19 protein-coding genes are annotated in these 19,584 nt (G+C 73.0%); 3 read left to right on the forward strand and 16 right to left on the reverse strand.

Annotated features, from left to right (window positions below; all coding sequences use genetic code 11):
* Positions 1 to 9 precede the first annotated feature (9 nt).
* The 9 genes from mihF to pyrR form a co-directional block, all read right to left on the reverse strand.
* Positions 10 to 327, reverse strand: coding sequence for an integration host factor, actinobacterial type (gene mihF, locus O7612_RS19815; RefSeq protein WP_067309448.1), 318 nt, complete (start codon positions 325 to 327; stop codon positions 10 to 12).
* Between the two features lie 174 nt (positions 328 to 501).
* Positions 502 to 1,341 carry an orotidine-5'-phosphate decarboxylase gene (gene pyrF, locus O7612_RS19820; protein ID WP_282266388.1) on the reverse strand — a complete coding sequence of 280 codons (840 nt, stop codon included), beginning with the start codon at positions 1,339 to 1,341 and terminating at the stop codon, positions 502 to 504.
* A 74-nt stretch (positions 1,342 to 1,415) separates the two neighbouring features.
* Complete coding sequence (locus O7612_RS19825) at positions 1,416 to 2,690, reverse strand: adenosylmethionine--8-amino-7-oxononanoate transaminase (protein WP_282266390.1); 1,275 nt, start codon at positions 2,688 to 2,690, stop codon at positions 1,416 to 1,418.
* A gap of 220 nt (positions 2,691 to 2,910) precedes the next feature.
* Positions 2,911 to 3,957 carry a quinone-dependent dihydroorotate dehydrogenase gene (locus O7612_RS19830; protein WP_282273965.1) on the reverse strand — a complete coding sequence of 349 codons (1,047 nt, stop codon included), beginning with the start codon at positions 3,955 to 3,957 and terminating at the stop codon, positions 2,911 to 2,913.
* Between the two features lie 160 nt (positions 3,958 to 4,117).
* Positions 4,118 to 7,510, reverse strand: a complete 3,393-nt coding sequence (gene carB, locus O7612_RS19835; protein WP_282266392.1) for a carbamoyl-phosphate synthase large subunit — start codon at positions 7,508 to 7,510, stop codon at positions 4,118 to 4,120.
* Positions 7,503 to 8,702 (reverse strand): glutamine-hydrolyzing carbamoyl-phosphate synthase small subunit, encoded by a 1,200-nt coding sequence (carA, locus tag O7612_RS19840; RefSeq protein ID WP_282266394.1) that lies wholly within the window; start codon positions 8,700 to 8,702, stop codon positions 7,503 to 7,505. The genes carB and carA overlap by 8 nt, the downstream gene beginning before the upstream one ends.
* Positions 8,703 to 8,934: 232 nt before the next feature.
* Complete coding sequence (locus tag O7612_RS19845) at positions 8,935 to 10,266, reverse strand: dihydroorotase (protein WP_282266396.1); 1,332 nt, start codon at positions 10,264 to 10,266, stop codon at positions 8,935 to 8,937.
* Complete coding sequence (locus tag O7612_RS19850) at positions 10,263 to 11,243, reverse strand: aspartate carbamoyltransferase catalytic subunit (protein WP_282266400.1); 981 nt, start codon at positions 11,241 to 11,243, stop codon at positions 10,263 to 10,265. Before O7612_RS19850 ends, O7612_RS19845 begins: the two co-directional genes overlap by 4 nt.
* A gap of 49 nt (positions 11,244 to 11,292) precedes the next feature.
* Positions 11,293 to 11,874: a bifunctional pyr operon transcriptional regulator/uracil phosphoribosyltransferase PyrR gene (pyrR, locus tag O7612_RS19855; RefSeq protein ID WP_282266401.1), complete on the reverse strand. Its 582-nt coding sequence runs from the start codon at positions 11,872 to 11,874 to the stop codon at positions 11,293 to 11,295.
* 285 nt (positions 11,875 to 12,159) lie between these two features.
* Between pyrR and O7612_RS19860 the strand changes: the two genes are divergently transcribed.
* A complete protein-coding gene (locus O7612_RS19860) occupies positions 12,160 to 12,648 on the forward strand; it encodes a helix-turn-helix domain-containing protein (RefSeq protein WP_013285505.1) in 489 nt (162 codons plus the stop codon).
* A 119-nt stretch (positions 12,649 to 12,767) separates the two neighbouring features.
* On the opposite strand, the gene nusB is transcribed toward O7612_RS19860, so the two are convergent.
* The 4 genes from nusB to aroB all read right to left on the reverse strand — a co-directional run bounded on the left by nusB (position 12,768) and on the right by aroB (position 15,429).
* Positions 12,768 to 13,178 carry a transcription antitermination factor NusB gene (gene nusB / locus O7612_RS19865; protein WP_172898569.1) on the reverse strand — a complete coding sequence of 137 codons (411 nt, stop codon included), beginning with the start codon at positions 13,176 to 13,178 and terminating at the stop codon, positions 12,768 to 12,770.
* 23 nt (positions 13,179 to 13,201) lie between these two features.
* Entirely contained in the window at positions 13,202 to 13,759 is a 558-nt protein-coding gene (gene efp / locus O7612_RS19870) for an elongation factor P (protein ID WP_067309483.1), read from the reverse strand.
* Positions 13,760 to 13,897: 138 nt separating this feature from the next.
* A complete protein-coding gene (gene aroQ / locus O7612_RS19875; RefSeq protein ID WP_282266406.1) occupies positions 13,898 to 14,356 on the reverse strand; it encodes a type II 3-dehydroquinate dehydratase in 459 nt (152 codons plus the stop codon).
* The gene (gene aroB, locus O7612_RS19880) at positions 14,353 to 15,429 is read right to left on the reverse strand and encodes a 3-dehydroquinate synthase (protein ID WP_282266408.1); all 1,077 of its coding nucleotides are present in this window, start codon (positions 15,427 to 15,429) and stop codon (positions 14,353 to 14,355) included. The genes aroQ and aroB overlap by 4 nt, the downstream gene beginning before the upstream one ends.
* 157 nt (positions 15,430 to 15,586) lie before the next feature.
* Between aroB and O7612_RS19885 the strand changes: the two genes are divergently transcribed.
* Positions 15,587 to 16,111, forward strand: coding sequence for a DUF2243 domain-containing protein (locus O7612_RS19885; RefSeq protein ID WP_282266411.1), 525 nt, complete (start codon positions 15,587 to 15,589; stop codon positions 16,109 to 16,111).
* Positions 16,108 to 16,896, forward strand: coding sequence for a cytochrome c oxidase assembly protein (locus tag O7612_RS19890; protein ID WP_282266413.1), 789 nt, complete (start codon positions 16,108 to 16,110; stop codon positions 16,894 to 16,896). The genes O7612_RS19885 and O7612_RS19890 overlap by 4 nt, the downstream gene beginning before the upstream one ends.
* On the opposite strand, the gene O7612_RS19895 is transcribed toward O7612_RS19890, so the two are convergent.
* From O7612_RS19895 to O7612_RS19905, 3 genes are all read right to left on the reverse strand, one after another.
* Positions 16,886 to 17,392 (reverse strand): shikimate kinase, encoded by a 507-nt coding sequence (locus O7612_RS19895; protein ID WP_282266415.1) that lies wholly within the window; start codon positions 17,390 to 17,392, stop codon positions 16,886 to 16,888. The genes O7612_RS19890 and O7612_RS19895 overlap by 11 nt on opposite strands.
* A gap of 37 nt (positions 17,393 to 17,429) precedes the next feature.
* Positions 17,430 to 18,608 carry a chorismate synthase gene (gene aroC / locus O7612_RS19900; RefSeq protein WP_282266418.1) on the reverse strand — a complete coding sequence of 393 codons (1,179 nt, stop codon included), beginning with the start codon at positions 18,606 to 18,608 and terminating at the stop codon, positions 17,430 to 17,432.
* A gap of 87 nt (positions 18,609 to 18,695) precedes the next feature.
* The gene (locus O7612_RS19905; protein ID WP_282266420.1) at positions 18,696 to 19,583 is read right to left on the reverse strand and encodes a sulfotransferase domain-containing protein; all 888 of its coding nucleotides are present in this window, start codon (positions 19,581 to 19,583) and stop codon (positions 18,696 to 18,698) included.
* Position 19,584 lies beyond the last annotated feature (1 nt).

Raw genomic sequence — 19,584 nt, forward strand, 5'->3', positions numbered from 1 at the left:
CTGCGGCGATCAGTTGGCGGCGAACTCTCCAAGCAGCGCCTTGCGCTGCTGCTCGCCCAGACCACGCAGACGGCGGCTGTCGGCGATCTTGAGCTTCTCCATGATCTGGGTGGCCCGGATCTTGCCGATACCCGGCATCGCCTGCAGCACGGCCGACACCTTGAGCTTGCCGACGACATCGTCGGACTCGGCTCGCGCAAGGACGGCGGCCAGGGTGGTCTTGCCCTGCTTGAGCTGCTCCTTCAGCTCAGCACGGGCCTTGCGGATCTCCGCGGCCTTTTCCAGCGCGGCAGCGCGCTGCTCGGGGGTCAGTGACGGGAGCGGCACCAGTTCTCCTCAGGTCCCTATCGCGACGGGCGGAACGCACCGACGCTCTGTGAAACGTGGTGTCGCTGGCAACCAAAGGGGTCCGTGGTTCCCAGCGCGGGGAAAACTAGCGTTCGCCGGAGTTTTCGGCAACGTGGACGCGCGATGATCAACGTAAAGTGACCGAGCCGTCAGTCAGTTTGCGGAAGCAAGAATCTGCCGGCAGTCGGCCGCCGCGCGGTCGGCGGCGGCCCGCAACGCGGACGCGTCGGGGCCCGCGTTGAGCACCTCCCGGGAGTAGGACGGCAGCACTGCGGAGAGGTTGGTGCCGAACACGGTGGGTAGATCGGCCGCCGTCGCACCCTGGGCGCCGAGCCCCGGTGCGAGCAGCGGACCATTGACCGAGGACAGGTCGTGACCGGTGTCACCGATGGTCGCGCCGACCACCAGACCGATACTGCCGAGCGGGTCGGCACCCCTGTTGAGCTGGGAAATCTCATCGATAACAAGCTGTGCCACGGTGCGCCCGCCCGAGGTGACCGCACGCTGCACCTGCGCCCCTTCGGGGTTGGAGGTGAGCGCTAACACGAACACCCCGCCACCGTGCGTGGTGGCGGCCTCGAACATCGGCGCCAGCGAACCTACTCCCAGGTAGGGGCTCGCGGTGAGCGCGTCGACATACAACGGGCTGGATGGATCAAGGTACGCGGAGGCGTACGCGGCGACGGTCGAACCGATGTCGCCGCGCTTGACGTCGAGCAGAACGAGCGCCCCGGCCTCGCGCAACTGTCGGATAGTTGACTCAAGAATCCCCACTCCACGGCTCCCGAATCGCTCGAAGAAGGCCGACTGGGGCTTGATCACCGCAACCCGGTCACCGAGCGCTTCCGCGACGGTCCGGGCGAACCGCTCCAACCCGCCGACGTCGTCCGGCAGCCCCCAGCGGGCCAGCAGCCCGGGGTGCGGATCGATGCCCACGCAGAGCGGCCCACGCTCCGCCATCGCCCGGTGCAGCCGGGTTCCGAAGGTCTCCATCGTTGCTCCTCTCGTGTCGTGTCCACCGGCCGCGACGACGGTCGTCGCCCGGCTTCCGGATGCCCGCCCGGACCTCAGCCGGCTTCCACCGCGGCGGCGATCCCGGCCGTGATCCGGGCCACGTCCGCGTCCCCGGTCAGGTACGGCGGCATGGTGTACACCAGGTCCCGGAAGGGGCGCAGCCACACGCCCCGGGCCACCGCGGCGGCCGTCGCCGCCGCCACGTCCACCTCGCGGTCCAACTGCACCACGCCGATCGCCCCCAGCACCCGGACGTCCGTCACGCCCGGCGTCCCCCGCAGCGGCTCCAGGCCGGCGCGCAGCCCCGCCCCCACCCGGGCCACCTCGGCGGCCCAGTCGCCGGCCCGCAGCAGCCCCAGGGAGGCGTTGGCGACCGCACAGGCCAACGGGTTGCCCATGAACGTCGGGCCGTGCGCGAGCACCCCGTCCCGGGCGATGCCCCGGGCCACCCGCGGGGTGCACAGCGCCGCCGCCAGGGTGAGGTAACCACCGGTCAGCGCCTTGCCGACGCAGAGCACGTCCGGACTCACCCCGGCGTGCTCGGCGGCGAACATCGTCCCGGTCCGGCCGAACCCGGTGGCGATCTCGTCGAAGATCAGCAGCACCCCGTGCGCGCGGGTCACCTCGCGCAGCACCCGCAGGTACCCCGGGTGGTGGAAGCGCATCCCGCCCGCGCCCTGCACCACCGGTTCCACGATCACCGCGGCCAGTTCGTCGGCGTGCCGGGCGACGGCGTCGGCCAGCGCCGTCACGTACCCCGGGTCGGGCGGGTCGGCGAAACCGCCGGGCGGCACCGGGGCGAAGACCTGCCGGGGCAGCACGTCCCCCCAGAGGTGGTGCATCCCGCCCTCGGGGTCGCACACGCTCATCGGGTGGAAGGTGTCCCCGTGGTAGCCGCCCCGCCAGGTGCCCAGCCGACGGCGCTCCGGCCGCCCGGTGGCCCGCTGGTACTGCAGGCACATCTTGATCGCCACCTCGACCGACACCGAGCCCGAATCGGCCAGGAAGACGTGTTCCAGCCCGTCCGGGGCCAGCTCGACCAGGGTCCGGGCCAGCCGGACCGCCGGCTCGTGGGTGAGCCCGCCGAACATCACGTGACTCATCCGGCCGAGCTGGTCGGTGACCGCCGCGTCCAGCACCGGGTGCCGGTAGCCGTGGATCGCCGCCCACCAGGACGACATCCCGTCGACCAGTTCCCGCCCGTCGGCCAGCCGCAGCCGCACCCCCTCGGCGCTGCGCACCGGGTAGGGCGGGTGCGCCGGCGGCGACGTCGCGTACGGATGCCAGACGTGCGCCCGGTCGGCGGCCAGGATCTCCTCGGGCGTCACGCGCGCTCCTTTGTACCCTCGTCGACCGGCACCCCGACGGCCCGGCCCGCCGCGCCGCGCCCACGGCACAGCCCTGTCCGGCCCGGCACCCCGACGCCGCGGATCCGCCCGCGGCGCGGCCACCGACCGGGGTCCGGCACGGTGCGACCGGCGGTGGAGCCGGAACGCGGGGTCGACGGCGCGACGGGCACGACCGGGAGCGCCGGGCGTACCCGTCGGCTCACCGCCCGATCACCGCCCGGTCGCCCGCCGTCGCCCCGCCCGACACCCGGGCGGCGGCCCGGACCAGGCCCGGCCCCCGGTAGATGAAACCGGTGTAGAGCTGGACCAGGCTGGCCCCGGCGTCGAACATCCGGGCCGCGTCGTCCGGGTCGAGGATGCCGCCGACCCCGATGATCGGCAGCCGGCCGCCGGTCTCCCGGTGGACGAAGGCGACCATCTCCCGGGCCCGCCCGGTCAGCGGGGCGCCGGACAGGCCGCCGGCCTGGCCGCCACGCTCCCGGTCGGCGGGGGCGAGACCGTCGCGGGCCAGGGTGGTGTTGGTGGCGATCACCCCGGCCGCCCCCCGGGCCAGGCAGACCTCCAGCAGTTCGGCCACCGCCGGCTCGGTGAGGTCCGGGGCGATCTTCACCAGCACCGGCTTCTCCCCCACCAGCGCGGCCAGCAGGGCGTCCAGGTGTGCCCGGTCCTGCAACGACCGCAGCCCCGGGGTGTTCGGGGAGGAGACGTTGACCGCGAAGTAGTCGCCGTGCCCGCGCAACGCGCGGTACGAGGCGAGGTAGTCCTCGACCGCCTCGTCCAGCGGGGTCACCTTGGACTTGCCCAGCGAGATGCCCAGCGGCACCCCGAGCGGGCGGGGCAGCGCGGCCAGCCGGGCCGCCAGGGCCGCGGCACCGGCGTTGTTGAAGCCCATCCGGTTGATCACGGCCGCGCTGTCGGGCAGCCGGAACAACCGGGGCCGGGGGTTGCCCGGCTGGGCGTGCGCGGTGACCGTGCCCACCTCGACGAAGCCGAACCCCAACGCCGGCCAGGCCGGCAGGGCCACCCCGTTCTTGTCCATCCCCGCCGCCAATCCCACCGGGTTGGGGAAGTCCACCCCGAACACCGTCCGGGGCGCCCGGTGCAGATTGCGGGCGCGCAGCAACGCCAGCGCCGCCGGCCGCCGGGACAGGGCCGCCAGCCGGCGCAACGTCCAGTCGTGCGCCGCCTCGGCGTCCCCACCCCCGATGCGGAACAGCGCCCGGCGCACCCCCTGCTCGAACATCACCACGTCACAGCCCTCCGACGGACGCTCCCCCGGCCGACGCCTCCGCCGGTGATCAAGAGGTCCGCGTCACCGCCCCCGCCGTCCGGTGACCGAAACCTCCCGGTCACCGGGCCGAGCGGGGCGCGGGGGCGGGATCCACCCGGCGGGTGGGGGTACCGGGTCACTGGGCGGCCCGGAGGGCGGCGTGGAGTTCCTGGAGGGGACGCACCCGCATGTCGCCGCGGATCCGGGCCTCGATGCCCATCACCGCCGCCGCCACCCCCGGCACGGTGGTGATGCAGGGGATGTCGGCCGTCACGGCGGCGCTGCGGATCTCGTAGCCGTCCGAGCGGGCGCTCGCGCCCGAACCCTGCGGGGTGTTCACCACCAGGGCCACGTCACCGGCGAGGATCATCGACACCGCGTCCGCGCCCTCGCCGCTCTGGTAGTGCTTGCGGATCTGCTCACAGGCGATGCCGTGCCGGCGCAGCAGCTCGGCGGTACCCGTGGTGGCGACGATCTCGAAGCCCAGGTCGGCCAGCCGCTTGATCGGGAAGATCATGGCCCGCTTGTCCCGGTTGGCCACCGAGACGAAGATCCTCCCGGTGGTCGGCAGCGAACCGTACGCGGCGGACTGGCTCTTGGCGAACGCGTGCCCGAAGCTGGTGTCGATGCCCATCACCTCGCCGGTCGACTTCATCTCCGGACCGAGCAGCGAGTCCACGCCCTTGCCGGCCGGGGTACGGAACCGCTTGAACGGCAGCACCGCCTCCTTGACCGCGATCGGGGCGTCCGGTGGCATCGTCCCGCCGTCGCCGGTCGGTGGGAGCAGCCCCTCGGCGCGCAGGTCGGCGATGGTCGCGCCGAGGGCGATCCGGGCCGCCGCCTTCGCCAACGGCACGGCGGTGGCCTTGGAGACGAACGGGACCGTCCGGGACGCCCGCGGGTTCGCCTCCAGCACGTAGAGCATGTCGTCCTTGAGGGCGTACTGGACGTTGAGCAGGCCGCGCACCCCCACGCCCCGGGCGATCGCCTCGGTGTAGCGGCGCACCTCGCTCAGGTGCACGCCGGACAGCGTGATCGGCGGCAGCGCACACGACGAGTCACCGGAGTGGATACCGGCCTCCTCGATGTGCTCCATCACACCACCCAGGTAGACCTCGCCGTCGGCGTCGCAGAGCGCGTCCACGTCGATCTCGATGGCGTCGTCGAGGAACCGGTCGACCAGCACCGGGTGGTCCGGGGAGATCTCGGTGGCCCGACCGATGTAGGCGCGCAACGTGTCGTCGTCGTAGACGATCTCCATGCCCCGCCCGCCGAGCACGTACGACGGGCGCACCAGCACCGGGTACCCGATCTCGTCGGCGATCGCCTTCGCCTCGTCGTACGAGGTGGCCATGCCGTGCGCCGGGGCCCGCAGGTCGGCCCGGGCCAGCACCGCGCCGAACGCGCCGCGCTCCTCGGCCAGGTGGATCGACTCCGGGGAGGTGCCCACCACCGGCAGTCCGGCGTCCTTCAGCCGCTGCGCCAGCCCCAGCGGGGTCTGCCCACCGAGCTGCACGACCACCCCGACCACGCCGGGGCCACCGGCCGCCCGGCCGGACGAGTCCTCGGCGTGCCAGGCCTCCAGCACGTCCTCGAAGGTCAGCGGCTCGAAGTAGAGCCGGTCGGCGGTGTCGTAGTCGGTGGAGACGGTCTCCGGGTTGCAGTTGACCATCACCGTCTCGTAGCCGACCGCACCGGCCGCGTCCGCGCCGCCGCCCACCCCGTCGAGCGGGGCGGTGCGCAACGCCTGCACGGCGTGCACGCAGGAGTAGTCGAACTCGATGCCCTGGCCGATCCGGTTCGGCCCCGACCCGAGGATGAGCACCTTGGGCCGGTCCGACGGGGCGACCTCGGTCTCCTCGTCGTACGTGGAGTAGTGGTACGGGGTCGTCGCCTCGAACTCGGCGGCACAGGTGTCCACCGTCTTGTAGACCGGGCGCACGTCGAGCCGGTGCCGCAGGGTGCGTACGCCGTCCTCGCCGGCCAGCTCCGGGCGCAGCGCGGCGAGCTGCCGGTCGGACAACCCGGCCCGCTTGGCCCGGCGCAGCAGGGCGGCGTCGAGCACCGGGGCGGCGACGATCTCGGCCCGCAGCTCGACCAGGCCGACGATCTGGTCCAGGAACCACGGGTCGATCCCGCCGGACGCCCGGGCGACCTCGGCCACCGACGCGCCCAGCCGCAGCGCCCGCTCGACGGTGTAGAGCCGGCCGTCGTGCGGCACCCGCAGCGCGGCGAGGGTGTTCTCCCGGGTCGCCCCGGCCGGATCCGGCTGGGTCCAGAAACCCACCGCCTTCGTCTCCATCGAGCGCATCGCCTTGTTGAGCGCCTCGGTGAAGTTGCGGCCGAGGCTCATCGCCTCGCCGACCGACTTCATCGTGGTGGTCAGCTCCGGGTCGGCGCCGGGGAACTTCTCGAACGCGAACCGGGGGATCTTCACCACCACGTAGTCCAGCGTCGGCTCGAACGCGGCGGGCGTCTTGCGGGTGATGTCGTTGGGGATCTCGTCGAGGGTGTAGCCGATGGCCAGCTTCGCGGCGATCTTGGCGATCGGGAAACCGGTGGCCTTCGACGCCAGCGCCGACGAGCGGGACACCCGCGGGTTCATCTCGATCACCACGATCCGGCCGTCGGCCGGGTTGACCGCGAACTGGATGTTGCAGCCGCCGGTGTCCACCCCGACCTCGCGCAGCACCGCGATGCCCAGGTCCCGCAGGTTCTGGTACTCCCGGTCGGTGAGCGTCATCGCCGGGGCCACGGTCACGCTGTCCCCGGTGTGCACACCCATCGGATCGACGTTCTCGATCGAGCAGACCACCACCACGTTGTCGTGCCGGTCGCGCATCAGCTCCAGCTCGTACTCCTTCCAGCCGAGCACGCTCTCCTCGATGAGCACCTCGTGCACCGGGCTGGCGGCCAGACCGGCCCCGGCGATCCGGGTCAGGTCCTCGTCGGTGTGCGCCATGCCGGAACCCAGGCCGCCCATGGTGAACGACGGCCGGATCACCACCGGCAGGCCCAGCTCGGCGACGGTCTCGCGGACCTCGTCCATCGAGTGGCAGACCCGGGACCGGGGCACCAGGCCGTCCGGGTCGGGCAGCCCCAGCCGGACGCCGGCCTTGGCCACGATCTCCTTGAACAGCTGGCGGTCCTCGCCCCGGTTGATCGCCTCGATGTTCGCGCCGATCAGCTCGACGCCGTACTTGTCGAGGACGCCCGCCGCGTGTAGGGCGACCGCCGTGTTCAACGCGGTCTGCCCGCCCAGGGTGGGCAGCAGCGCGTCGGGGCGCTCCTTGGCGATGACCAGCTCGACGAACTCCGGGGTGATCGGCTCGACGTAGGTGGCGTCGGCGAACTCCGGGTCGGTCATGATGGTCGCCGGGTTGGAGTTGACCAGGCTGACCCGGATCCCCTCGCTGCGCAGCACCCGGCAGGCCTGGGTGCCGGAGTAGTCGAACTCGCAGGCCTGCCCGATCACGATCGGCCCGGAGCCGATCACCAGGATGTGCTTGAGATCGTCGCGCTTAGGCATTCGTGCGCCCCTCGCTGTGGTTCCGGCCCGGACCGGGCTGCCCGTCGGGGCCACGGCCCTCGATCAGCTCGGCGAAACGGTCGAAGAGGTAGTCGGCGTCGTGCGGGCCGGCTGCCGCCTCCGGGTGGTACTGGACGGTGAAGGCGGGCACGTCCACGGCCCGCAGCCCCTCGACGACGTTGTCGTTGAGGCAGACGTGCGACACCCGCACGCCGCCGAACTCGGTCTCGACGACCTGGTCGGGGACGACCGCGCCGGCCGGCCCGTCGCCGTGGCCCGGCCAGGCCACCGCGAAGCCGTGGTTGTGGCTGGTCACCTCGACCTTGCCGGTGGCCCGGTCGAGCACCGGCTGGTTGATGCCCCGGTGGCCGTAGCCCAGCTTGTAGGTGCCGAACCCGAGCGCCCGGCCGAGGATCTGGCTGCCGAAGCAGATGCCGAACAGCGGAATCCGCCGGCTCAGCACCTCCCGGGCCAGCGCCACCGGCCCGTCGGCGGTGGCCGGGTCACCCGGACCGGGCGAGAAGAAGACCGCGTCCGCACCGGTGGCCAGCAGGTCGTCGATGGTCGACCCGGCGGGCAGCACGTGGGTGGTCACCCCCCGGGCGGCCAGCCGACGCGGCACGTTGCGCTTGATGCCCAGGTCCAGCGCGGCGACGGTGTAGCGGTGGGTGCCCTCCGCCTCGACCACGTACGGTCGGGCCGTGGTCACCTCGGCGGACAGGTCCGCGCCGACCATCGGCGGGGACTGCCGGACCCGCTCCAGCAGGGCGCGCGGGTCGTCCTCGACGCTGGAGATGCCGACGCGCATCGCGCCCCGGTCCCGCAGGTGCCGGGTGAGCGCCCGGGTGTCCACCCCGGCGATGCCGACCACGCCCTCGACGCCGAGCCGGTCCTCCAGACCGCCGGTGGAGCGCCAGTTCGAGCCGATCCGGGCCGGGTCGCGGACCACGTACCCGGCGACCCAGATCCGGTCGGACTCGTCGTCCTCGCCGTTCACCCCGGTGTTGCCGATGTGCGGGGCGGTCTGCACCACCACCTGCCGGTGGTAGGACGGATCGGTCAGGGTCTCCTGGTAGCCGGTCATGCCGGTGTTGAAGACCGCCTCGCCGAACGTCTCGCCGACGCTGCCGTACGACTCGCCGTGAAAGGTGCGCCCGTCCTCGAGCACGAGGATGGCTGAACGCCTGCTCATTCCGTGTTCCCTCCGACCCCCACTGCGGGACTCCGCTGCGCTACGTTCCTCGCGCTCACCGGACCGACCCTTCGCTCGCGACTGCGGGACTCCGCTGCGCTGCGTTCCTCGCGCTCACCGGACCCACCCTTCGCTCGCGACTGCGGGACTCCGCTGCGCTGCGTTCCTCGCGCTCACCGGACCCACCCTTCGCTCGCGACTGCGGGACTCCGCTGCGCTGCGTTCCTCGCGCTCACTTGACAGCCTTTCCGTCCAGGACCGTCGGCTCGCCGCGCAGGAAGGTCGCCACGATGCGACCCGGCAGCGTCATGCGGGCGTACGGGGTGTTGCGACTGCGACTGGCCAGCTCCGTGGGTTCGATCACCCGACGGGCGGCCGGGTCGACCAGGGTCAGGTTGGCCGGCACCCCGGGCGCCGGGTCCAGACCGTGGCCGTCGAGGCCGGCGATCCGGGCCGGGATCCGCGACATCCGGTCGGCGATCAGGTCCCACCGGGGACCGAGCACGTCGAGGACGATGGACAGCGCCGTCTCCAGGCCCAGCATGCCCGGCCGGGCGTACGCCCACTCGCACTCCTTGTCCTCCACCGCGTGCGGGGCGTGGTCGGTGGCGACGACGTCGATGACACCCTCGGCGAGCGCGGCGCGCAGCGCGGCGACGTCGACGCCGGTGCGCAGCGGCGGGTTGACCTTGAAGACCGGGTCGTAGCTCGCCGTCGGGCTCCAGCCGTCGGCGAGCGCGGGGCTGGCCAGCTCGCCGCGCCCGCCCACCACCTCGTCGGTCAGCAGCAGGTGGTGCGGGGTGACCTCGGCGGTGACCCGGATCCCGCGCCGCTTGGCCTGGCGCAGCACCTCGACGCTGCCGGCGGTGGAGACGTGGCAGACGTGCAGCCGGCTGCCGACGTGCTCGGCGAGCAGCACGTCCCGGGCGATGATCGCCTCCTCGGCGACCGCCGGCCAGCCGGTCAGCCCGAGCCGGGTGGACACCTCGCCCTCGTGCATCTGCGCGCCCTCGGTGAGCCGGGGCTCCTCGGCGTGCTGGGCGATGATCCCGTCGAACGCCTTGACGTACTCCAGCGCCCGGCGCATCAGCTTCGGGTCGGCCACGCAGTGCCCGTCGTCGGAGAAGATCCGCACCCGGGCCGGCGAGTCGGCCATCGCGCCCAGCTCGGCGAGCCGCTCGCCGGCCAGGCCGACGGTGACCGCGCCGATCGGCTGCACGTCGACCAGGCCGGCCTGCCGGCCGAGCCGCCAGACCTGCTCGACCACGCCCGCGGTGTCGGCGACCGGCGAGGTGTTCGCCATCGCGCAGACCGCGGTGTAGCCGCCCAGCGCCGCCGCCCGGGAGCCGGACTCCACGGTCTCGGCGTCCTCCCGGCCGGGCTCGCGCAGGTGGGTGTGCAGGTCGACCAGGCCGGGCAGGGCGACCAGCCCGGTGCCGTCGACGACCGCGGCGTCCGGGGCGGTCAGCCCGGCCCCGGTCGCGGCGACGACGCCGTCGCGGATCAGCAGGTCGGTCGGTGCGCCGCCCACGACGCTCACGTTCTTGATCAGGTACGCGGTCACCGGTTGTTCCCTCCGAGCAGCAGGTAGAGCACGGCCATCCTTACGGAGACTCCGTTGGCGACCTGTTCGACGATGGTGGAGCGGGGCGAGTCGGCGACCTCGGGGGTGATCTCCATCCCCCGGTTCATCGGCCCGGGGTGCATGACGACCGCGTGGTCGGGGAGCCGGCGCATGCGCGGGCCGTCCAGGCCGTACCGCCGGGCGTACTCGCGGGCGGACGGGAAGTAGGAGTCGTTCATCCGTTCCCGCTGCACCCGCAGCATCATCACCACGTCCACCCCGGGCAGCACGGCGTCGAGGTCGTAGCAGACGTCGGTGTCCGGGCGGGACACGGCGGCCGGGCCGGCGTCGGTCCCCGGGGACACCGACGGCGCGACGCCCGCGCGGGCGGCCCAGTCGACCGGGATCAGCGTCGGCGGGCCGACCAGGGTGACCTTGGCCCCCAGGGTGCTCAGCAGCAGCACGTTGGAGCGGGCCACCCGGGAGTGCAGCACGTCGCCGACGATCGCCACGTGCAGGCCGGCGAGCCGTCCCAGCCGGGACCGCATGGTGTACGCGTCGAGCAGCGCCTGGGTGGGGTGCTCGTGGGTGCCGTCCCCGGCGTTGACCACCGACCCGTCCACCCAGTTGGCCAGCCGGTGCGGCGCCCCGGAGGCGGGGTGCCGGACGACCACCGCGTCGGCCCCCATCGCCTGGAGGGTGAGCGCGGTGTCCTTGAGGCTCTCGCCCTTGGTGACGCTGGATCCCTTGGCGGAAAAATTGATCACGTCGGCGCTGAGCCGCTTGGCGGCGGCCTCGAACGAGATCCGGGTGCGGGTGGAGTCCTCGTAGAAGAGGTTCACCACGGTCCGGCCGCGCAGCGCGGGCAGCTTCTTGACCTCCCGGCCGGCGACGGTGGCCATCTCGGCGGCGGTGTCGAGGATCTGGGTGGCGGTGTCGGCGTCCAGGTCGGCCCCGGAGAGCAGGTGTCTGATCATGAGCGGGGCCGCCTCTCGTGCGCGCCTGCGGGATGCCGTCGCGGCGCGCTCACCGCGTACCCCCGTAGAGCCGGACCTCGTCGGCGCCGTCGGTGTCGACGAGGGTGACCTTGACGCTCTCGGCGAGCGCGGTCGGGATGTTCTTGCCGACGTAGTCGGCGCGGATCGGCAGTTGCCGGTGGCCCCGGTCGACCAGCACCGCGAGCTGCACCGAGGCGGGCCGGCCGACGTCGTTGAGGGCGTCCAGGGCGGCCCGGACGGTACGGCCGGAGAAGAGCACGTCGTCGACGAGGACGACCCGCTTGCCGTCGATGCCGCCCGGCGGCAGCTGGGTGGGACCGACCGCGCGGGTGGCGTGTCGGCGCAGGTCGTCGCGGTAGAGGGTGATGTCGAGCACCCCGACCGGGACGTCGACGTCCTCGAAGGTGCTGATCCGGGCGGCGAGCCGGCGGGCGAGCGGGGCGCCCCGGGTGGGAATTCCCAGCAGGACGGTGTCGGCCGCGCCCTGGGTCTTCTCCAGGATCTGGTGGGCGATCCGGTCGACGACGCGCTGGACGTCGGCGCTGGCGAGGATCACCTTCACCGAGGGTTGCCGCTCAGGCGACGGATGGGCAGCCGGTGGGCAGGCCACGGCGGACCTCCTTCCCCGCCTCACGGGACGGGTCGTTAAAGGATGTCGGGGGTCCGGACGGGTCGCGGGCGGCCCGACCGGGGCTGCGGCCACGTTACCAGCGGTCACCTGGGGCTTCGCCGCGACCCACTGATCCCCGGATCAGGACGGTGAAAAGGGGACAACTCCCCCACTATCTCCGATGGGAATGTCACGAGCACTTGACCACGTGTCGCAATCCCCGTACCGTCACGCTCCGTAGCGATCGCTGGGAGAACCCCAAAGCACAGCACTGGGAGTGTCCGAATGCCCTCTGAATACGCCAAGTCGCTGGGTGCCCGCCTGCGCTCCATCCGCCAGCAGCAGGGCCTGTCCCTGCAGGGGGTGGAGGAGAAGTCGAACGGACGCTGGAAGGCCGTGGTGGTCGGCTCATACGAGCGAGGCGACCGGGCCGTCACCGTGTCCCGCCTGGCGGAGCTGGCCGACTTCTACCGCGTTCCCGTCTCGGAGCTGCTGCCCGACGGCAGCGGAGTGCGGCACGAGCCCACCAGCAAGATCGTCCTGGACCTGGAGCGACTCTACGACGAGGCCTCCGAGGACCTCGCCTACGTCGCCCGCTACGCCCGGGCGATCCAGCAACAGCGCGGCGACTACAACGGCCGGGTGCTCTCCATCCGGGCCGACGACCTGCGTGCCCTGGCGATCGTCTACGACGCCTCGCCGTCCGGGCTGATCGAGCGGCTCACCGAGCACGGTGTGCTGGTGGCCGACCCGCGGGCGTTCTTCGCCTCCTGATCCGCGGTCGCCGACGAGAATGGCCCGTGCCGTCCGGCACGGGCCATTCTCGTCACACCGTCGCCCAGCCGGGCCGACGGGCACGCCCGCCCCGGTAGGGGGCACGCGCCCGGGCCCGGTCAGCGGGTGGCGTACTCGGCGATCCGGCCGAGGATGCCGTTGAGGAAGCGCGGCGAGTCGTCGGTCGACATCTGCCGGGCCAGCTCCACCGCCTCGCTGATCGCCACCGCGTCGTCGATCTCGTCGACGTAGAGCAGCTCGTAGACGGCGATCCGGGCCAGGTTGCGGTCGACCGCCGGCATCCGGTCCAGGGTCCAGCCCTCGGCGTAGCTGGCGATCACCTCGTCGATCCGGTCGAGGTGCCCGGCCACCCCCTCGACCAGACCGATCGCGTAGTCCAGGTGCTCCGGACGCGGCTTCTCGATCCGTTCGAGGTAGCCGGCGAGCACCTCCACCGGGGGCCGGTCCCGCAGGTCGGCCTCGAAGAGCACGTCCAGCGCCCGCTTGCGCGCCTTGCGACGCGCCGGCATCTGCTGCTTGGCGCCCTCGGCCATCAGGCCCGGCCGAGGTAACGGCCGTCGCGGGTGTCGACCTTGATCTTCTCGTCGGTGGTGATGAAGAGCGGCACCTGCACGGTCGCGCCGGTCTCGACGGTGGCCGGCTTGTTACCGCCGGTCGACCGGTCGCCCTGCAGACCCGGCTCGGTGTAGGTGACCTGGAGCACCACGCTGGTCGGCAGCTCGATGTAGAGCGGCACGCCCTCGTGGGTGGCGACGGTCGCCTCGGCCTCGGGGAGGAGGTAGTTGGCGGCCTCGCCGACGGTGCCGCCCGGGACGGTGATCTGGTCGAACGTCTCCAGATCCATGAAGACGAAGTCCTCACCGTCGGCGTACAGGTACTGCATGGTGCGCTTGTCGACGGTGGCGGTCTCGACCTTGGTGCCCGCGTTGAAGGTCTTGTCGACGACCTTGCCGGACAGCACGTTCTTCAGCGTGGTGCGGACGAACGCCCCACCCTTACCGGGCTTGACGTGCTGGAACTCGACGACGGCCCAGAGCTCCCCGTCGAGGTTGAGTACCAGGCCGTTCTTGAGGTCGTTGGTGGATGCCATTTCCTGCCTTGATCATCAATTGGCGGACAGACCTGGCAAGTCTACTAGCTGCGTCTCATCGACGGCACACCGTCGCCCGGCGGACCGCTCCACCCGCTGTCCGCCACCCCCGATCGTCACGCTCAGTGATGATCGGGGTCAGCCACCCGCGTCCAGCCGGGTGGCGAGGTGCCGCAGGGCCAGCCGGTAGCCGTCCACCCCGAGACCGCAGATCACCCCGGTGGCCACCGCCGAGACCACCGAGTGGTGCCGGAACTCCTCCCGGGCGTGGATGTTGGAGATGTGCACCTCGACCAGCGGCCCCCGCAGCATCGCGCAGGCGTCCCGCACCGCGACCGAGTAGTGCGACCAGGCGGCCGGGTTGAGCACCACCGCCGCGCCCTCGTCCGCCGCGCCGTGCAGCCAACCCAGCAACTCGTGCTCCGCGTCGGTCTGCCGGACCACCACGTCCAGCCCCAGCTCCCGCCCCGTACCGACACAGAGCCGTACCAGATCGGCATAGCTGGTCACGCCGTAGACGTCGACCTGGCGGGTGCCCAGCCGGCCCAGGTTCGGCCCGTTGAACACGTACACCCTGGGGGTCTCCGGCCCGCTCACCGGCTGACCTCCCGGAACGCGGCGTGCAGCAGCCCGTCGTCGGGGCCGTCCAGGATCGCCGGCCGGGCCAGCCCGTCGAGCACCACGAACCGCAGCCGGCTGCCCCGCGTCTTCTTGTCCACCCGCATCGCCGCCAGCAGCGCCGGCCAGGCGTCCGCGGGATAGCCGGTCGGCAGGCCCAGCGCGGACAGCACGCTGCGGTGCCGGTCGGCGGTCGCCGCGTCCAGCCGGCCGGCCAACCGGGCCAGCTCACCGGCGTAGACGGTGCCCACGGACACCGCGTGCCCGTGCCGCCAGCGGTACCGCTCGACCTTCTCGATCGCGTGCGCCAGGGTGTGCCCGTAGTTGAGCACCTCGCGGACGCTCGACTCGCGCAGGTCCCCGGCGACCACGTCGGCCTTGACCCGGATCGCCCGCTCGATCAGCTCCCGCACCACCGGCCCGGCCGGATCGACGGCCGCCGCCGGATCCGCCTCCACCAGGTCCAGGATCACCGGGTCGGCGATGAACCCGCACTTGACCACCTCGGCCAGCCCGGCGGCCAGGTCGGCCGGCGGGAGGCTGTCCAGCGTGCCCAGGTCGGCGAGCACCCCGACCGGTGGGTGGAAGGCGCCCACCAGGTTCTTGCCGGCCGCCGTGTTGACCCCGGTCTTGCCGCCGACCGCCGCGTCGACCATGCCGAGCAACGACGTCGCCACCGGCACCCAGGGCACCCCGCGCAGCCAGCAGGCCGCGACGAAACCGGCCAGGTCGGTCACCGCACCGCCGCCCACCCCGACCACCGCGTCGGTACGGGTGAAGCCGGCCGCGCCCAGCCGGTCCCAGCAGTCGGCGGCCACCTCGACCCGCTTGCCCGCCTCGGCGTCGGGCACCTCGATCGCCAGCGGGGTCGCCCCCGCCGCGGCCAGCCCCTCGCCGATCAGGTCGGCCAGCGCCTTGAGCGGCGGCGCGTGCAGCACCGCCACCCGGGTCGCCTCGGGCAGCAACGCGGGCAGCTCGGCCAACAGACCACGCCCGACCAGTACGTCGTACGGCTGCTCGCCGCCGACCGGAATCCGGGTCACCTCGTTCATCGCCGGCAGCCTAGTCCAGCGCAGGCCCTGGTACGGCGACTGTCCACCTGCTGGCGCGGCCCGGGCCGCCGGCCGCGTGACCCGACGGCGCGCAGGGCGTTTAGCCGGGCAGGACCCGGGCACCGGGACGGGACCGGCCCCGACGGTGGAGGAACCCATGGCGAGCACCACCACCATCGACGGCGCGGACATCCGGCTGCCGGCCACCATCCTCGGCGTCGGCCTCGGCGGGTTCGTCGACGGGATCGTCCTGCACCAGGTGCTCCAGTGGCACCACATGCTCAGCAGCACCGGCAGCGACAACGTCGGGATCCGGGCGTACCCGGTCGACACCGTGCCGGGCCTGCAGATGAACACCCTCTGGGACGGGCTGTTCCACGTGGTGACCTGGGTGGCGGTGCTCACCGGGCTGGCCCTGCTGCACGCCCGGGTCACCCGCTCCCGGGGCCGACTGTGGCGCTCCGGCATGCTCTGGGGCTGGGCACTCGTCGGGTGGGGGCTGTTCAACCTGGTCGAAGGGGTGATCGACCACCACCTGCTCGGCATCCACCACGTGTACGGCGGGCCACACCAGAGCGCCGCGGACATCGGCTTCCTGCTGCTCGGGGCGGCGCTGGTGCTGCTCGGCTGGGTGGTCCAGCGCCGGGCCACGGCCGTGGACACCTGCGCCGGGCGACGGTGACCGGGCCGCACGGCGGGGTCGACCCGCTGCTGCTCGTACCGATGGTGCTGTTCTGGGGTTACCTGGCCGCCGCGCTGCGCCAGCGCGACCCGGGCCGCGCGGGCTGGAGCCACTGGCGGACGGCCAGCTTCGGCGTCGGCACGGCGCTGCTCGCGGTGGCCCTGCTGCTGCCCGCCCACGACCTGGTCGGACACGTGTGGCAGCACCTGCTGGTCGGCATGCTGGCACCACTCGGGCTGGTGCTCGGCGCACCCGGGACGCTGGCCCTGCGCACGGTACGGCCCCGGGTCGGCCGGGCCGCCCTACGGCTGCTGCGCCGTCGGGTCGCGGCGGTGGCCCTCCACCCGGTCACCGGGCTGCTGCTCACCGCCGGGGGCCTCTACCTGCTGCACCTGACCCCGCTGTACCGGGCCACCCTGGCCCACCCCGGCCTGCACACGCTGGTCCTGCTGCACTTCCTGGCCTCGGGTTACGTCTTCAGCTGGGCGATCGCCGGCCCCGACCCGGGACCGCACCGCCCCGGCGTGCCGCTGCGCCTGGCGGTGCTCGGCCTGTCCGTCGCCGCGCACGCCACCCTCGCCCAACTCATGTACGCGGGGCTGGTCGACGTCGCCGCCCCGGCGGACCGGCTCCGGACGGCGGCCACCCTGATGTACTACGTCGGCGACCTGGCCGAGATCCTGCTCGCCCTGGCGCTGCTGGCGACCTGGCGGCCCACGCCCCGCCGGGACCGGCCGACGCCGGACCGGCCGGACCGCCGGCCGCGCGCCGTGGTCAGGACTTGAGCAGGGCGACGACCTCGGCGACGATCTCCTCCGGCGGTCGGCCGTCGGTGACCACCGTCGCCGTCGCGACCTCCGCGTAGAGCGGTCGACGCTGGTCCATCAGGTGCTTGAGGGTGGCCCGCGGATTGATCGACAGCAGCGGACGGCCGGCGCCCAGCCCCACCCGCTTCACCGCGTCGGGAAGCTCCACCGACAGATGGACCACGGTGTGCCCGACCAGCGCGCCCCGGTTCTCCTCGGCCAGGACCGCGCCGCCGCCGAGGGCCAGCACCCCGGCGTGGGACGTCAGCGCCGCCGACACCGCGGCCCGCTCCAACGCCCGGAAGTGCGCCTCGCCCTCGTCGATGAAGATCTCCGGGATCGGCTTGCCGGCCATCTCCTCGATGTCGGTGTCGGTGTCCCGGAAGGCCACCCCGAGCAGGGCGGCCAGCTCCGCGCCGACGGTGCTCTTGCCGGAGCCGGGCGAACCGACCAGCACGCAGACCGGTTTCGTCACCGCGACCGTCCCCCGTCCGTGACCGGGCCGTCGACGCTCATCGGATGATCAGGGCGTCGAGGTACCCGGCGACGTTGCGGCGGATCTCGGCCACCGAGTCGCCGCCGAACTTCTCGGTGGTGGCCTCGGCGAGCACCAGCGCCACCATCGCCTCCGCGACCACCGCCGCGGCGGGGACGGCGCAGACGTCGGAACGCTGGTTGATCGCGGTCGCCGGCTCCCCGGTGCTGACGTCGACCGTGGCCAGTGCCCGGTTCAGCGACGAGATCGGCTTCATCGCCGCCCGCACCCGCACCGGCTCACCGGTGGTGATGCCGCCCTCCAGGCCACCGGCCCGGTCGGTGACCCGACGGACCCCGGTGGCGGTGGGCATGATCTCGTCGTGCGCCTCGGAGCCCCGGGACCGGGCCTGCTGCCAGCCGTCGCCGATCTCCACCCCCTTGATCGCCTGGATGGACATCAGCGCGGTAGCCAGCCGGGCGTCGAGCTTGCGGTCCCACTGGACGTGGCTGCCCAGGCCCGGCGGCACGCCGTAGGCCAGCACCTCGACCACGCCGCCGAGGGTGTCGGCGGCCTTCTTCGCGGCGTCGACCTCGGCGACCATCCGGGCACTGGCCTCCGGGTCGAGGCAGCGCAACGGGTCGGCGTCGATGCGCTGGGCGTCCTCGGGCACCGGTCGCAGCCCCGGCTTGGCCGACACCGAGCCGAGTTCCACCACGTGCGACACGATCTCGATCCCGAGGGCCTGCCGCACCAGGGCCTTCGCCACGGTGCCGACGGCGACCCGGGCGGCGGTCTCCCGGGCGCTGGCCCGCTCCAGGATCGGCCGGGCGTCGGTGTGACCGTACTTCTGCATGCCGGCCAGGTCGGCGTGGCCCGGCCGGGGGCGGGTCAGCGGAGCGTTGCGGGCCTGGCGGGCCAACTCGTCCGGGTCGACCGGGTCGGCGGCCATCACCGTCCGCCACTTCGGCCACTCCGAGTTGCCGACCCGGATCGCGACCGGGCTACCCAGGGTGAGCCCGTGCCGCAGGCCGCCGATGATCTCGATCTCGTCCTGCTCGAACGCCATCCGGGCGCCCCGGCCGTAGCCGAGCCGGCGACGGGCCAGTTCACCGGCGATGTCACCGGTGGTCACCGCCACCCCGGCGGGAACCCCCTCCACCATCGCGACAAGAGCCGGACCGTGCGATTCACCTGCAGTCAGCCAACGCAACACAGCGGCCAGTCTGTCACGCCCGGTGTCCGCCCCCGCGTCGTGCCCGGCCCGTCCCGCCCTGCGGACGCCGTCGTCCGCCGGACCGGGTCAGGACCAGTCGAAGCGCATCCCCAGCCGCTGCTCCAGCGCCGCGTTGTGCGGGGCGAAGTGGGCGCTCAACTCGGCCCGGACCGCCTCCGGCATGGCACTGCTGCGCCGGTGGTTGTGCGCCTCGTAGGCGGCCAGCCGGTGCGCGGGCAGGCCGAGGAAGTCCAGCACCCGGGCGTGGGTGGCGGCCGGCTCGGCGTACAGCGTCTCGCTGGGGAGGATGAGCAGCTGGGACCGGTCGAAGCGGTCCAGCCACGGCGTCAGGTGCTCCAGGTAGCGGCCCCGGGCCCGGTAGGTCCACCAGTCGAACGCCTCGCTGAAGTACGTCGGGTCGGCGATCAGCTTCTCCCGCTCCCCCGCCGTCCGTTCCTCCTCCCGGGCCAGCGCCTCGGCGAAGTCCAGCGGCTCCCTGCCCTCGGTGCGCCGCTCCTTCCAGTGCGAGTACGCCCGCTCCACCGGGTCGCGGAGCAGGAAGACCAGCCGGACGTCGGGCATCAGCTCGGCGACCCGCTGCGGGACGAGCGGGTGGAACATGTACAGCGGCGCGGCCTCACCGACCCGGACCGGCCCACCGTGTCGACGCTCCAGCGCCCGGCGGTGCCGCTCGGTCGGGAAGTGCGACCGGTACCACGCCTCGCCCCGACCCCAGTTCTCCTCGAAGTAGTGCGAGGTCTTGGTGTTCCAGGCCGGGAAGAGCCGGGGCACCAGCGGGTGCGCCAGCAGGTACCGCCACAGTGAGGTGGTGCCGCCCCGCTTGGTGCCGGTGATCAGGAAGTCCGGCAGCGGTCGACGGTCGCTGGTCCGTTCGCCGTACCGCACCAGCGAGCTGCGCACCTGGTGGCTGACCCGGTGCGGGACCACACCCTTGAGGCGGTCGCGGATCGTCATC

Source organism: Micromonospora sp. WMMD987, from assembly GCF_029581435.1.
GTDB classification, from domain to species: Bacteria; Actinomycetota; Actinomycetes; order Mycobacteriales; family Micromonosporaceae; genus Micromonospora; species Micromonospora rifamycinica.

Excerpts from the sequence above, each read along its gene's own strand:
- pyrF (WP_282266388.1), bottom strand. The coding sequence starts at position 1,341 with ATGGAGACCTTCGGAACCCGGCTGCACCGGGCGATGGCGGAGCGTGGG.
- carB (WP_282266392.1), bottom strand. The coding sequence starts at position 7,510 with ATGCCTAAGCGCGACGATCTCAAGCACATCCTGGTGATCGGCTCCGGG.
- carA (WP_282266394.1), bottom strand. The coding sequence starts at position 8,702 with ATGAGCAGGCGTTCAGCCATCCTCGTGCTCGAGGACGGGCGCACCTTT.
- O7612_RS19850 (WP_282266400.1), bottom strand. The coding sequence starts at position 11,243 with ATGATCAGACACCTGCTCTCCGGGGCCGACCTGGACGCCGACACCGCC.
- O7612_RS19860 (WP_013285505.1), top strand. The coding sequence starts at position 12,160 with ATGCCCTCTGAATACGCCAAGTCGCTGGGTGCCCGCCTGCGCTCCATC.
- nusB (WP_172898569.1), bottom strand. The coding sequence starts at position 13,178 with ATGCCGGCGCGTCGCAAGGCGCGCAAGCGGGCGCTGGACGTGCTCTTC.
- efp (WP_067309483.1), bottom strand. The coding sequence starts at position 13,759 with ATGGCATCCACCAACGACCTCAAGAACGGCCTGGTACTCAACCTCGAC.
- aroB (WP_282266408.1), bottom strand. The coding sequence starts at position 15,429 with ATGAACGAGGTGACCCGGATTCCGGTCGGCGGCGAGCAGCCGTACGAC.
- O7612_RS19885 (WP_282266411.1), top strand. The coding sequence starts at position 15,587 with ATGGCGAGCACCACCACCATCGACGGCGCGGACATCCGGCTGCCGGCC.
- O7612_RS19905 (WP_282266420.1), bottom strand. The coding sequence starts at position 19,583 with ATGACGATCCGCGACCGCCTCAAGGGTGTGGTCCCGCACCGGGTCAGC.